Here is a 14,049-nt window from a genome sequence, read left to right on the forward strand (position 1 = left end):
AGAGAGAGAGGTGGAACCCTCAAGTCCTTGCTTCCGTCGGGAAACGGTCCAGCGAACAGGTTGTGGCTGAGGCCTGAGGGTCGAGGAGCGGACGGATGACACGAGCCAAAGTCTCCGGATCGACAGGTTTGCTCAGAAAAGCACATGCTCCTAAGTCGAGAACCCGTCGGCGTGTTTCCGAGTCGCACTTGGTGCTGGCCACGACGACCGGAAGCGCACGGAGGGACGGCGATTGAGCGAGCTCCGCCAGAAGCTCGAAACCGTCGAGTTGAGGCATCTCCAGGTCGGTGAGAATCAAACGATACGTCTGATTCCGCAGCCTTCCCAGCGCTTCCAGCCCGTGTGAGACTTCTTCGACTTCGTAGCCGAGCGAGTGCAACTGGCGAGCGACCACCTTGCGAACGCTGATGGAATCGTCGACGACGAGGATCGGTGCCTGCCGAATGGCGGCCTTCTTATTGAGGACCAGGCGGGGGATCCCACCGGCCCGGAGCCAGCGGGAGAGTCCCGCCGGATTCAGCGCGAGGATCGGCTCGCCGCTGGCGGAGAAGCCGGCCCCCGAGATCAACGGGTGGCCCGCCAGAAGCGGCCCCAGCGGCCTGAGCACCAGCTCGCGAGTGCCATCGATCGCATCAACCAGCAGAGCCAGCGAATCCTCCTGGGTGCGGACCAGGAGAAGCTTAGGTTTCGAAGCCGGCGGCGTTGTCGAGAAACCGAGCACATCGCGGGCGTCGACCAAACGGACCGGTTCGCCCCGAACCCGCACAGTCGTCTCGGTGCCGTCCCCCTCGTCTTGATCCCCCGGTTCGAACGGTTGAGCGAGGTCGACCAGGGCAAGCGGGAGAGCAAACGCCTGGCCGTCGACTCGCACGATCATGACCTGTTCCAAGGCGAGACGGACGGGCAGGCGGATCGTCAGCGTCGTGCCCTGGCCGGGCTGCGACGCCAGGTCGATCGTGCCGTGGAGCCGGGCCACCTCCTGGCTGACGACATCCATGCCGACGCCTCGACCCGAGATCGAGTTCGCCTCTTCACGTGTGGAAAACCCCGACTGAAAGACGATGGCGTTCAGACGGTTGAGGTTGGTCGTCTCATTGGAAGCAATGAGACCGAGACGACGCCCTTTGGCCTCAATCGCCGCGTAGTCGAGCCCGCGCCCGTCGTCGTTCACCGTCAGGACCAGGGTGTTGCCCTCGCGCCTGGCGCCCAGAGTCACCCGCCCTGTGGCCGGCTTACCGGCATTGATCCGATCGGCGACAGCCTCGATGCCATGCCCCACAGCGTTGCGGATCATGTGGAGCATCGGCTCGAACGCCTTGTCCTGAACCGCGCGGTCGAGCCCGTTCTCCTCGCCGACCATGACGACCTCGACCTGCCGCCCTTCCACCCGAGCCGCGTCGTGCGCCACGCGAGCCAGACGCTGAAAAAGGCCTCGGACGGGGGTGATCCGGATCGCCTGGAGCGACTCCCAGAGCTGGAGAGTCAGGCGTGTAATCGCGTCGCGCTGGTCCGACAGAACGAGGGCCGCCGCCTGGGCCGTCTCGGTCAAGACGGCAAGATCCTCCGCCTGCTCCGAGAGCCGGCGAACGAGCCAGGGGAAGTCGGCCTGGGAGTCGCGATTCGGCACGGGGGCCAGGCCGGCCTCGCGGGACAAGCCAAGGTCGTGGAACCGATCGATACTCGCGATTAGGCGGCCGCGACATGCCTTAGCTTGCGCGGCGAAATCTTTCATGGCGTCGGCCTGGTTGATCCAGAGGCCGCGTCGCGTGATGAGCTCCGAGACGATGTCCAGCAAGTCATCGACCTTGGCAGAGGGAACCCGGAGCGGCCCCTCGCCGGCCACCCCGGCCGATGGGGCCGGACTTGGCTCCTCGCCGCGCATCTCCTTCGGCGTCACTTGCGGAGCGCCCGGCCGAGGCTCCTCGACTGTGGGCGACACCCCTTGGCGGAGTACGCCGAGCAGCTCTTCGAGATCCTTGAGAGCCCCATAAAAATCGTCGATCAACTCGGGAGCCGCCGGGGCCGAAGCACCGTCAAGGCGCTCCTCCAACGAATGGACCAAAGCGGCGAATTCCCTCAGACCGACGCTCCCGGCAGCCCCCTTCAAGGTATGGAAGCACCGGCCCAGCTCGCCCAGCGCCTCGGCCTGATCGGTCGCCCCTTCAAGACCCAGGACCAACGGCTCGATCCGATCGAACAGGTCGGTCGCCTCGGCAAGGAAGGCTTCGCGCAGCTCCTCGTCCATCGTGTTGTTTCGAGGCGCCGCCAGGCTTGGCACCACATCCTTCCTCATCGTCGAGGGGGTGGTCATCAGGGCAGGGGCGGGAATATCCTCGGCCGCCGAACCGATCAGCATCCGGAGCAGGTTCGCGGAGTCTATGCCCGCCGGTTCGTCGTCGTAAACCGGCTCGTCCATCAGCGGCTCGGGGCCAGGCTCGGAGAAGTCCTCATCCGACAGGCCGAGATACTGGCCCCAGCGGACCTTCGACTCCTCAACGATCCAGTCGAGCTCGCCGTCGCCCCCCGCCATGCCGGTGCCGGGCTGGGCGCAAGCGTGAACGAGATCCCCGAGGGCCCGGTCGCAGAAGCCCGCGATCTCGCGGGCCGATCGCGGGTCATCGGCCACGAGACAGTCCCAGACTTCCACGAGCATTCCCACCCGGTCCAGGATCAGGGCTCGGCCGCCCATGCCGGCTGCGTCGAACTCGGCCCGAGCCGACTGCAAGTCGAGCAGAAACGCTTCGACGTCGGCCCGCTGGGCTTGACCGATCGCCTGAACGTGACGACGAAGCCGCTCGACCCGGCCGTCAAACGCCTCAGCCTCCTGCGCGCTGCGTGGACTCATGAGTTTCGCTCGCCAGCGGCAAGGGACCGGCGCAATCGCGGTCGGAAAGCCGAAGTCCCCACGGCCGCTTCGTCGCCATTAGGAGGGGCCGCGTTCGCAGTGCCCTGTGCGGAAAGGGGCTGTAAGCGTTCACAGCAGACCGAGATCCCCCGAAGCGATTCGCGGGTCTGGTTCGTCCCCTCGAGTGTCAGGTGGGAAACCTCGGAGATTCGCTGCATCGCCCGGACCATCTCATGGGCCGAATGGACCTGGTCGTTGGACGAGCGAGAGATCCCCTCGACCAGGACCGCGGATTGTTCGGCCACCTTGCTGATCCGATCCAGGGCCGATCCGGTCTCGCGGATCCGCTGGACCTCCTGTTCCATCTCGCCTTGCTCCTCACCCAGGGCGCGTAGGCTCTCGTGGGCGTCGGCCTGAATGGCCTCGACCAGCGTCCCGATCTCGCCGGTCGCTGCGGCGGTGCGCTCGGCCAGCTTGCGGATCTCCTCGGCGACAACGGCGAAGCCACGCCCGTGCTCCCCCGCCCGAACCGATTCGATGGTCGCATTCAGGGCGAGCATATCGGTCCGGCCGGAAATGCCCCGGATCAGCTCGACGATCGTGCCGATCTCGACCGATCGATCTCCGAGCCGCCTCGCCTTGCGTCCACTCGACTCGATGCGGTGGAGGAGACGCTCCATCCCTTCGATGACCCGGTGGACCTGCTCGAGGCCGCGACGGGCCTCCTGACGGGTCCTCTCGCACGCCTCGTTCGCGTTCTCGGCGTTGTGCGAGATCCGGTCGATCTTTTCGGAGAGCGTTTCCACGTTGAACGTCGCCCGCGCGACCGTCTCCGACTGGTCGATCGCCCCCGAGGCGACCTGTTCGTTCGCCTCTTCGAGCGCGGCGGTGTGCCGCATGAGCTGCGCGGTGGTCTGGTGGAGTTCGTCCAGAAGCCCCACAACGCATTGCTTGACGCTCCACCCCGCCAAGTTCCCATCCTGGATCATCGACGCCCGAGTACCGAGGGTTAGTCGTTCGAGCTCGACCCCTTCGACCTGGAGCCGCCTGAAGCTTTCGAGCGATTGCGTCAGAGAACCGACCAGGGCGTCGAGTTCCTCATGACCGAGGGGCGGGGCGCTGGGCATCGAGGAGTACCCGCGCGGATCGACCGGCGCGGCCAAGGCCTCGATCATCCGCGTCTGGAAGGCGCGGACCGCCAACCAGGCGCCGGTCCCCCCCGCCAACGCCCCGACAATCAGGCCAAGGGGACCACCAAGGCGCAAATCAAGCCGGGCCACCGCTCCGATCGACAGGGCCGCGCCAATGGCACCCGCAACCGCTCCGATCACGAAAGGACGGTGGCTGATCTTGAATAAAGCAAAACTCATCGTGGTGGCGTTCTCCATCAGCAGTCTTGAGTCTTGCCATCCATCTTTTTTTTTGATGCGATCCAATCCGTTAGCGCTGATACCAGGCTTCAACCAACGCTCTGACGTTCCTCCAGGTGCGGTCCGGGTTGATGACCGCATGGGCCAGATCGCCGCGCTGAACCGAGCCAACGACCTCCGCCCCTCCGGACGCCGGCTCGCCCTGAGCCGAGGCATTGAGCACCCCATCACTGACGGCCGTCCCTTCACGATCGATCCGGATCCCCCACATCCCCTGGTCCGAGCGAAGGACGAGCACGACAACCGAGGTCTCCGGCTCCACGCCCGACGCTCCTGGGTTGAGCGAAAGCACCGGAACGATGTCGCGCCTGACGGTGCAGAGACCGAGAATCTGGGGAGGACAGTGCGCGAGCCGGATCAATCGATCGGCCTGAACAACCTCAGCCACCGCCTCGAGCGCAACGGCGAACGGCCGCGAATCGCTTCGGAAAAGGCACCAGGGAGGAGGCTGAACGGCGGCGGACGTTGGCAAAGCCGAAACTCCAAACGGGTGCGAATACGACGAAAAAAAGGGGAGTGAAGGCTCGTTCGTCTCCAAGCCCCGAAGGAGGAAATCCAGATTCAGGAAGGTGGCCCGGATCCGGACGAGGGGCCTCCCGACCGCTTCAGCTTCTGGTCGAAGTGTTTGATGAGCGCGTCGAGCCGTTCCCTGGGGTCGTCCGATCGAGCGTCGGCCGCCGGTTCGTGCGCGACCGACGACACGGAGCCGTGAGCCTCGTCGGCCGGATTCGAGGAAGCCTCCGGAACCACCAGTCGTCTCGGCTTCGGAGCGGGCTCGGCCACGCGATTTCCCTCAACATTCTTCGGGGCTGAGACTTGCAGCGAGCGGAGCAGGGGGGTCGAAGCCTCTTCCACAGCGAGAGCCGACCGATCGGCCATGTTCCGATCTCCGTCGAGCCCGCTCGCAAATCCATCAAGGGCCACCTGCTGCTCGTCGATCAGGCGATCAATCTGGTCGCGCAACTCGGCAACCGCTCTCAGCAAGGGATCGCTGCTCCCGAGTTTGTTGTGGCTGGTGGCCCCACGCAACGGAATCTCCTCCATAATTGGCTAGGTACGAGGTCTTGATTCCGCTTAACCATAGGTCAGCCTTTCGAACGGGGTCGGCCAAATCCCGACACCCGTCGGCGGCATGGCGCAAGCCGACCAATCCGACCCAAGCCCGGGACGGCTTTTCCGCATTCGTCACCCTACTCAAAGGGAAAAGAAGAGAGGGGGCTGAGGCGCCCCCGCATGGAGCCGAATCAGGGCCAGCCTGCTCGTTTGGCTGACCCTTGCCATCGATTTGGATTGTCAGTCGATGGCAACGCGACGGTGGGAAACGGACAGGGTGGGTGCGTTCTTCAGGGTCTGATAGACCACGCAATAGCGTTCAGTCAGCTTCAAGAGCGTTTCCAACTGCTCCGCCGACGCGTCGGTCTCGAGGTCGAACTGGAGTCGAATCTCCTTGAAACCGACAGGCACCTGCTTGTCGATGGCAAGGGTTCCCCGAAAGTCGAGATCGCCCTGGGCGCTCACGATGCCGCCGCGAACGGTCAATTCCAGGGCAGTGGCGACAGCGCGTAAGGTCACCCCAGCGCAGGCGACGAGTGACTCCAGCAGCAGGTCGCCCGAGCAAAGAGCCAGCCCATCGCCACCGGTCGCCGGGTGCAGACCGGACTCAACAAGGCCCCGAGCCGTGTCCAACCGACACGTGAGCCCCGTCCCATCCAGGGTTCCCCGGGCGCTCAAAGTCACCATCGCCGTGGCCGGATCGTCACGATATCGGGCTTTCAACGGCGCCTGCACGGCGCGAAGCTCCTTGGCATCCATCGACATCCCTCCGTTTGAGACCGGCCGCAACGTCCCCAACGATTCCGAAGACTCACTCCACGGCCGAACGCACGATTCGTTCAAGGCCGGGTGCGATCCCTGCCGACCAGATCGATATCAGCGCTCAGCACAAATGGGAGTTCGGCCTGAAACGATCGTGAGCCAGACTCTGAACGGCCCACCGAGCAAAAAGCTTCCCCAGCAGGAATCGGATTTGCATAAGATAAAAATACGAAATGCGGTTTTGCGGGACAAGCACCGCCCACTTCTCCCGCAAGGGTAGACCTAGGCTTCAGCCTTGCCGTTCTTCAAAGGTGATGGCCGACTCAAGTCTACTCTACCCGGCAGCGACTGACACAAGCACGCGAACCAAGAGGGAGTGGAATCGTCGCTCAGCCGGGCCGGCCGAAACTCAACAGGGAGTGCGCAAGCTCAGGGGATTATCAGGAATCCGAGGGATATGCGGCCGTGGTTCGGGTGAACCCAGCCGGAATTTAGGACTTTACGGCGAATTGCAAAAAAAAAGGCGAGTGGAAGTCCCGATCTCACATCGGCTCCCACCCGGATGAAATGATCGCATGAATTTCTTCGACTTACGCGAACCTGTCAGCGCCGGGAGCCATGGGGCATGGCTCTTGTTAGCGATTGCGGGATCGCTCCTGCTCTGGCGGCGTGCGAACGGCCATCGTGCGCGTCAGATCATCCTGCTGGGATATGCGATCTGCTTGGTCTTGTGTGCGACGGCCAGCACGATCTACCACAGCGTCCATGGGGAGGCCAACGCCCTCTCGACCTATCTGCTCTTTGACCACATCGGGATCTACCTGCTCATCGCAGGGACGTATACCCCGATCGCCTGGACCCTGATGCGCGGGCGTTGGCGATTCGGCACCCTCGCCTTCGCCTGGGTTTCGGCGATTTTGGGGATCACGCTCCACCTCGCGTGCGCCAACCTCCCGAAGTGGTTGCCGACCGGGCTCTATCTGATGATGGGTTGGGGATCCATCCTCTGCTACATCGAGCTCGCCCGGAATTTGACTTTCCGACTTCTCCGCCCACTCGTTCTCGGTGGCGCCTTCTACAGCGTGGGCGCGATCATCAACGTGGTCGGTTGGCCCATCCTCTGGCCAGGGGTCGTCGGCGCGCACGAAGTCTTCCACGTTTTCGTGGTCGCGGGAAGTGCGGTTCACTTCCAGTTTATGCTTCGGGTCATCGCCCCGTGGAGTTCAGACGACCCGACGGCGGAAGCCTTCATGAAGCAGGTTCCAGAGCCAGCCCGGTCGAGTCTCACGCGGCACCCCGTTTCTGGCTTCGGCCAAGGGAGAATGGTCGATAGCCATTAACGGAAAGGGCTCCACCAACGCCCCTGAGCGTGTTGCCTCCGCAAAGACGACGGGCGCGGAAGTCCTGCCTCAGAAGCCAAGGCATTCTTACTCTGGGCCAAGCCATTCCGTGCTGTGCCATGCCCATACCGTTGCCGTTGCGGATCGATCAGGTCGATGCGTCGCGCCGAGCCTTCCGCTGTTCGGTCTGGCGGTCGTGACGGGCCAGAAGGAACTGCGCGGCTTTCATGTCGCCGTTGAGGGCGGCATCATAAAGAAGTGCGAACATGCGTTCGGCGCGAACCAATTCGATCTGCTTGACCGCGTGGCGGAAGCCAGCGCTGTCCGCAATCGCTCGCTTCATCTCCCGAACGCCAATGCCAAGCCGAGCACAGGCCATCGTATAGCCCAGCCCATCGTGCAAAAGCTTGAGGAATTCGACCCGCTGCTTGTGGGTCAGCGTCTCCCGGACCGGCCTCGTGTGTGGCACCTTCGGGAGCCAGGTATTACCTTCGTCATCGAGTCGGAAGCGCAAGGTGACTCTCCCCAGAACGGCTGGAATTCGGGATCAATGGCGATGAGCGGTGCGCGACGAGCGGGAAGGGAGTCGGGCGTCCTTCGTTGCCCCGAGGACCTCTGAACGCTCGGCACACTCCATGATAGGCCATGTTTTTCCAGGTTGTCCGGCGGAGTCGCGGAGACCCGATCAACCGTCGAAAAAAAAGCCGGATTCCGCGCGGGCTGAACGAGAGTCTGGGGTTTGCCCCCTTCGATGAGGGCGCAGGGCTGGCGGCCCTTTATGGGAGGGGCGACTTGGGGAACCGATCTGGGGGCTCGGCGGCCGCGAGCAAGAGTTGCTCGGGATCCTGGCGGTAGTATTCCTTCAGTTCTTCGTAGAGCGCGGGATGTTTCTTCCTGAGCTGAACCGGCTTCTCGAAAAAGCACTCGGTGGCCACCGCGAAGAATTCGGCCGGATTGGTCGCGCCATACGTGTCGAGGACCGTCTTGCGCTGCTGCGCCTCGTCCTCGCGGAGCTGTTCATATTCGGCCCCGAGAGCGCGAGCCCAAGCCACATAGGAACTGCGACGCTCAAGGATCGGGGCGCCGTCGGCCACGCCGTCTTCCTGATCGAGCTGGTGTGCAAATTCGTGGAGCACGACATTCTGGCCATCCTGAATGTCGGCCGCGCCCCTCAGGACATCGTCCCAGGAGAGGACCACAACGCCGTCCGTCCAGGCTTCCCCGAGTCGAGCTTGGGGGCCCTCAAGGACGACGCCACCTCCCAGCGACTCGACCCCGTGGGCCATGTAGGCGCTGGGATAAACCAGGATCGTGATCAGCCGCTTGTAATAGTCCGTCTCGCGATGGAGCAGGAGGAGGCAAGCTTGCGCGGCGATCGTCAGCTTGATCTCATCAGTCAGCTCAAGGCCGCCGCAGCCCTCGAAATGCTTTTCATGGAGAAAAACCAGGACATGTCCTTGCAACTCCCGGCGGTCGGGCTCGGGCAGCCTACCGTAGAGCGGCACGTTTCGCTCGATGATCTCAAGCCATCCGGCCGGGAAGGGCTCCCCGCGCAGTTGGTCGCGCCGTCGTTGCTTGAAGAAGCCGAACATCCGCATCTCCTGGCCATTGATCGGCGAATCAGTAGGGTCTGCTCTCGGAATCGTACCGCTCGATGACCGCAGCCCAAAGTCTCATCAAAACGATCCCGTTGCCAAGTTATAAGCCGAATCAGCCACGAGTCGAGCCGCACAGGCCTTGCGGAAGTTCGAAGCCCTTTGTTCGATACCGATGCCCCTCGCGATTGGTCGAATTCGGAGTGGCTGAAGTCTCGCCTTCGAGACCCCAGCCACCCAGGCGAACCACATCCGACGGCTTATTTCTTCTCTTCGGCCTTCTTCTCTTCAGGCTTCTTCTCTTCGGCCTTCGGCGTTTCGACCTTCTTGGCCTCTTCCTCGGCCTTCTTGCTCGCCTCTTCGGCCTTCTGCGCTTCTTCGCCCTTCTTCTTAGCCTCTTCCTCGGCCTTCACCTTGGCCTCGACGGCCTTCTTCGCTTCTTCGCCCTTCACCTTGGCCTCTTGATCGGCTTTCTTGCTCGCCTCTTCGGCCTTCTGTGCTTCCTCGCCCTTCTTCTTGGCCTCTTCCTCAGCCTTTACCTTGGCCTCGACGGCCTTCTTCGCTTCCTCCGCCTTCTTCTTGGCCTCTTCCTCGGCCTTCTTCTTCATTTCCTCAGCCTTCTTCTCCTCCTCGGCCTTCTTCCTGGCCGCCTCTTCGGCCATCTTGGCCGCGAGGTCGATCCTGGTCTTGGGCAAGGCTTCGACGGCCTTCTTCGTTCCCTCGTCGGTGACCTTCGAGCCCAGCAGGAAGAGGGTCTGGAGGTTGGGCAAGTCCTTCAGCGAGTCCACCCCGGCGTCACCAACCTGGGTACCGACCAGGCTGAGCACTTCCAGGTTCTTCAAGCCCTTGAGGTGCGCAAGGCCGGCGTCGGTCACCTTGGTGTCGACGAGGTAGAGCTTCTTGAGTTCGGTCAGCCCCTTGAGGTGCTCGAGGCCCGCGTCGGTGACGGGGGTGCCGACCAGCGACAACCGCGTGAGCTTGCCGAGTTTCTCGAGGACGACCAGATCGGAGTCGCTTACCTTGGTGATGGCGAGGCTGACATTCGTCACCGGCTTGCCCGGCGCCTTGTCGTCACGGTCGACCTTTCCGCCCAACTTCTGAATATCAGCCACCGCCTTGTCCTGGTCCGCGGCATCGTCCTCCGCCCGGGCGGGCCAAGCGGCCAAGGCCGACGCCAACCCGAGGAAAAGCACGAACCGTCGAGACGAGAACCCGAAACGACGTACCTGTGATTGGGAATCCATCATCATCAACCTTCCTTCGTCGTAAACTCTCAAGGCCGTCCCAAATCGTCGGTCATTGGTCGAACCCGGCGGGCGGCGAACCGGACGTTATCAAGATCATGCCCGTGAAGGGGACCGAGATGCCAGAGATTTTCTTTCTCGACCGGGTGCCTGCGTCCTAGACCACCTGCTCTTGGCCCACTTCGAGTTCCGCTCCCCAGCGCACGAAAAGGCGCGGGGATCGTGTACTCTGAGCAAAAGGTAGACGGCACCTCTGCTCCTGAAGCGAGAACATCGCGGACACGACAAACTCGAGGCCACCATTGCCGCTCTTGTTCGCCCTGACGCTCCTCCTTAGCGCGGTCCTCCTCTTCTCAGCGCAACCGATGATCGCCAAGGCGGTCCTGCCGCAGTTCGGTGGTGCGCCCGCCGTCTGGACGACTTGCATGGTCTTTTTCCAGGCGGTCCTGCTCGCCGGGTATGTCTACGCGCATGCGATGACAGGCTGGCTGGGAATCCGCCGCCAGGCTGTGGTGCATGCGGCCCTGCTCCTCGTGACTTGGTTCTTCCTGCCGATCGGGATCGTCGAAGAAGTGACAGGCAGTTCTCCGGCAACGGGCACGAGCACAACGGGCAGCCTGCTCACAATGCTCTTCCTGTCGGCGGGCGTTCCGTTCTTCGCGGTCGCAACCACAGCACCACTGCTCCAGCGCTGGTTTGCCGGAACCGGGCACCGCGCCGCGACCGACCCCTATTTTCTCTACGGGGCCAGCAACTTCGGAAGCCTGACGGCATTGCTCGCCTATCCGTTCGTCATCGAGCCGAATATCGCACTCGCCAGGCAAGGCGGACTCTGGTCCACAGGCTACGTCATCCTCGCGGCCCTGATCGTCGGTTGCGCGGTTGTCGCCGAAAGGTCATCGCCCCCCGGGTTCCACAAGGCCGAAGGCCCGATCCGACCCGAGGCGGGTCGCTGGTGGCGCTGGGTCTGGCTCGCGTTCATCCCCTCGAGTTTGCTGCTTGGGGTGACCACCTATCTGTCGACCGACATTGCCCCGATCCCGCTCCTCTGGGTGATCCCCCTGGCGCTCTACCTGCTGACGTTCATCGTCGTCTTCGCTCACAAGCCGATCGTCCCCCATTGGGGTCTGGTTCGAGCGCTCCCCCTGGAGGTCATGGCGCTTGCCCTCGTGCTTGGGTTCGGGCTCGTCCAACCCTGGTTGATCCCGCTCCACCTACTCACCTTCATCACCGCCGCCCTGGTCTGCCACGGCGAACTGGCGCGAGACCGCCCGACGACGCAACACCTGACGGAATTCTACCTGGCGATCGCATTCGGCGGGCTCCTGGGAGGAACCTTCAATGCCCTGGTCGCTCCGGTCATCTTCAACCGCGTGGCCGAATATCCAATCGCCCTCGTTCTGGCCTGCCTCGTCGTGCCAGTGACCAAGCCAGACGGCCGGCCGACCCGAGGACTCGGCATCGGGGACGTCGCGATTCCGTTGGTCGTGTTCGGGCTCACGGCCGCATTGATCAGAGATGATCAAGGCTGGACCGGCCCTCTCGGCACAATGCTCGTCTCGGGCCTGGTGACCCTGGTTTCCTGGACCCACCGGGCTCGCCCCGTTCGCTTCGCCCTCACAATCGGCGCGGCCTTGATGGCGAGCGGACTGACGGCCGGGATCAACGGACGCGTGCTCCATCAGGAACGAAACTTCTTCGGCGTCTTGCAAGTCACCGAAGACCTCCGAAGCCAAAGTCATCGCCTATTCCACGGCCGCACCCTCCATGGCCAGCAGAGCCTCGACCCCGCGCGACGGCGTGAGCCGCTCAGCTACTTCCACCGCAGTGGGCCGATCGGGCAGGTCTTCGACGAATTCCAGGCCCGCCCCTCGGAGGCGGAGAGGACCGTTGCGGTCGTCGGCCTGGGCGTAGGTTCCTTGGCGGCCTACGCCCAGCCTGGGGAGCGCTGGACGTTCTACGAGATTGACCCGGCCGTCCTGCGGATTGCGTCCGACCCTCGCGACTTCACGTTTCTCCGCGACTGCCGGGCGGAGTCGCTCAACGTCATCATCGGCGACGCGCGGCTCAGGCTCCGCGAGGCGCCGGACCACCACTACGCGTTGATCGTCCTCGACGCCTTCAGCGCCGACGCGATCCCGATGCATTTGCTGACACGCGAAGCCTTGGCGATTTATCGCCGGAAACTGGCAGGGCAGGGGATTCTCGCCTTCCACATCTCGAACCGCTCCATCGAGCTCGAGTCGGTGTTGGGGGCCTTGGCACGCGACGCAGGCCTCGCCTGCCGGATTCGTTCCGATCGAAATCTCAGGCCCGAGGAAAGGCTCGCCGGCAAACAGGAATCGATCTGGGCCATGATGGCCGACCGCGAGTCGGACCTGGGGGGAATGGCGACCGACCCGAAATGGGCGCCGCCAAGGCCGCGCGGCGGATCGGTCTGGACGGACGACTTCTCCAGCATCACAGGGCACATCATCCTCAGAAGGACGCCCTGAGAGTCCCATCCCGCTTCAACTCAAAAAAGAGGAGGAATCGGCTCATTCACGATCGAGCCGAGACCCTCCCGACTCAAGTCCGGACCCCTCAACAATTTCGCGGCCGACCCGGTGTAGTTCGGCATAGACGCGCCAGTAGACTTCAGCAAGTTTGGTCTTCAGGAGTGGGCGGAGCCGCTCCTCGGCGAACTGAAGCTGCTCGTAACGCCTGCGACGGCGGTGGATCGCGTCCCGATCCTCGGCCGGCCGGCTCGGAAACATCTCCCTCGAACCCGCCGAAGGTCGCCGTTCACGGTCGCCCCGGCTGTTCTCCACCGTCTGACTCCCACTCCACCTGAAATCGGCTCGAAGCCCGCGCAACACGGCCCGCCTCCTCCCACGACTCGGACATTCAACGGCCGCCCCCCAATGCCCCTCGGACGCAACCATGGTCCCCGACACCTCTTGGGTGCTCTCTCTCATCGTGATGAACCTCCTCCAGGTCTCCCAACACGCTCGTCGGGCCCACCAGCCGTGCTCTCGGCCGTCAACCGAGGTGATTTCGCGGAACTGTTGAAAGGCCCGACAAGCCGAACACCTCTGGGTCCCATCCCTCCCCCACCCACCGTGATCTCTGGTTTCGAAACCATGGTGTTTCCCCAGCACAAGGAGCCCAAAGAAGCTCAAAAACACCCCCACCATCGATCCTCATTCCAAGAACCCAATCGATACATCCGTACACTATCCATAGCCGACGCGGCTGTCAACAAAAAAAAGCAACCAAACGGGAATAATGGCATCAATCGCGGGGCCACTCCTTTCGTCCACAAAACTGTAAATATAAATCATGAGAATGTTTGCAATTTTTAGATTTCTCGCAAATCTAACATTTCCCGTTTTGCTGTACTTTTTTTCTTGACGCAAATTCGACCCCGACCTCTAATGCATTATGCAACGGCAAATGCTGAGATGCTGACTGACTCGCGATTGTTTTGGGATCGTTTCGGCGTAGTGCACATACCAAGCCTCGTCATCGATCTTGCCGGTATTGATGAATCTTTTCTGAAACGTCAACCTCAACTCCATTGACGAGGGCTCGATTCTGAATGCGCAGTCTTCACAGACCTGACGCCAAGAATCTCAATGGCGAAGCATGAACCGTCTCGTGTTGCGTTGATCCATCAAACGAGGATCGATCATCGAAAATCCGCGTGAACGGCCTCCTCTGCTCCCCCAGATCACGGGGAAATTCCGTGAGAATGGCTCGTCACAATGCCTGCCTCATGGCATTCGCGGTTGCCAACCG

11 protein-coding genes are annotated in these 14,049 nt (G+C 62.8%); 2 read left to right on the forward strand and 9 right to left on the reverse strand.

From position 1 onward, the window contains the following. Nucleotides 1-19: 19 nt before the first annotated feature. The 5 genes from SINAC_RS16850 to SINAC_RS16870 form a co-directional block, all read right to left on the reverse strand. Entirely contained in the window at nt 20-2,845 is a 2,826-nt protein-coding gene (locus SINAC_RS16850) for a hybrid sensor histidine kinase/response regulator (RefSeq protein WP_015246835.1), read from the reverse strand. After that, nucleotides 2,842-4,215: a methyl-accepting chemotaxis protein gene (locus tag SINAC_RS16855; protein ID WP_015246836.1), complete on the reverse strand. Its 1,374-nt coding sequence runs from the start codon at nt 4,213-4,215 to the stop codon at nt 2,842-2,844. The genes SINAC_RS16850 and SINAC_RS16855 overlap by 4 nt, the downstream gene beginning before the upstream one ends. A gap of 70 nt (nt 4,216-4,285) precedes the next feature. Further along, a complete protein-coding gene (locus SINAC_RS16860) occupies nt 4,286-4,747 on the reverse strand; it encodes a chemotaxis protein CheW (RefSeq protein WP_015246837.1) in 462 nt (153 codons plus the stop codon). Nucleotides 4,748-4,836: 89 nt separating this feature from the next. Beyond that, nucleotides 4,837-5,304, reverse strand: a complete 468-nt coding sequence (locus SINAC_RS16865) for a hypothetical protein (protein WP_015246838.1) — start codon at nt 5,302-5,304, stop codon at nt 4,837-4,839. A 264-nt stretch (nt 5,305-5,568) separates the two neighbouring features. Next, nucleotides 5,569-6,087, reverse strand: a complete 519-nt coding sequence (locus SINAC_RS16870; RefSeq protein WP_015246839.1) for an OsmC family protein — start codon at nt 6,085-6,087, stop codon at nt 5,569-5,571. Between the two features lie 578 nt (nt 6,088-6,665). On the opposite strand from SINAC_RS16870, the gene trhA reads away from it, so the two are divergent. Continuing rightward, the gene (gene trhA, locus SINAC_RS16875; RefSeq protein ID WP_015246840.1) at nt 6,666-7,430 is read left to right on the forward strand and encodes a PAQR family membrane homeostasis protein TrhA; all 765 of its coding nucleotides are present in this window, start codon (nt 6,666-6,668) and stop codon (nt 7,428-7,430) included. A 148-nt stretch (nt 7,431-7,578) separates the two neighbouring features. Here trhA and SINAC_RS16880 read toward each other — a convergent pair whose 3' ends face one another. The 3 genes from SINAC_RS16880 to SINAC_RS16890 all read right to left on the reverse strand — a co-directional run bounded on the left by SINAC_RS16880 (nt 7,579) and on the right by SINAC_RS16890 (nt 10,275). Next, nucleotides 7,579-7,944, reverse strand: coding sequence for a hypothetical protein (locus SINAC_RS16880; RefSeq protein WP_015246841.1), 366 nt, complete (start codon nt 7,942-7,944; stop codon nt 7,579-7,581). A 262-nt stretch (nt 7,945-8,206) separates the two neighbouring features. After that, nucleotides 8,207-9,022 (reverse strand): M90 family metallopeptidase, encoded by an 816-nt coding sequence (locus SINAC_RS16885; protein ID WP_015246842.1) that lies wholly within the window; start codon nt 9,020-9,022, stop codon nt 8,207-8,209. 263 nt (nt 9,023-9,285) lie between these two features. Continuing rightward, the gene (locus SINAC_RS16890; protein WP_015246843.1) at nt 9,286-10,275 is read right to left on the reverse strand and encodes a leucine-rich repeat domain-containing protein; all 990 of its coding nucleotides are present in this window, start codon (nt 10,273-10,275) and stop codon (nt 9,286-9,288) included. Between the two features lie 296 nt (nt 10,276-10,571). On the opposite strand from SINAC_RS16890, the gene SINAC_RS16895 reads away from it, so the two are divergent. Further along, nucleotides 10,572-12,764 carry a spermidine synthase gene (locus SINAC_RS16895; protein WP_015246844.1) on the forward strand — a complete coding sequence of 731 codons (2,193 nt, stop codon included), beginning with the start codon at nt 10,572-10,574 and terminating at the stop codon, nt 12,762-12,764. Between the two features lie 42 nt (nt 12,765-12,806). Here the strand turns inward: SINAC_RS16895 and SINAC_RS16900 are convergent, their stop codons facing one another. Continuing rightward, nucleotides 12,807-13,226 carry a hypothetical protein gene (locus tag SINAC_RS16900; protein ID WP_015246845.1) on the reverse strand — a complete coding sequence of 140 codons (420 nt, stop codon included), beginning with the start codon at nt 13,224-13,226 and terminating at the stop codon, nt 12,807-12,809. Nucleotides 13,227-14,049 lie beyond the last annotated feature (823 nt).

This window comes from Singulisphaera acidiphila DSM 18658 (assembly GCF_000242455.2).
Classification (GTDB): domain Bacteria; phylum Planctomycetota; class Planctomycetia; order Isosphaerales; family Isosphaeraceae; genus Singulisphaera; species Singulisphaera acidiphila.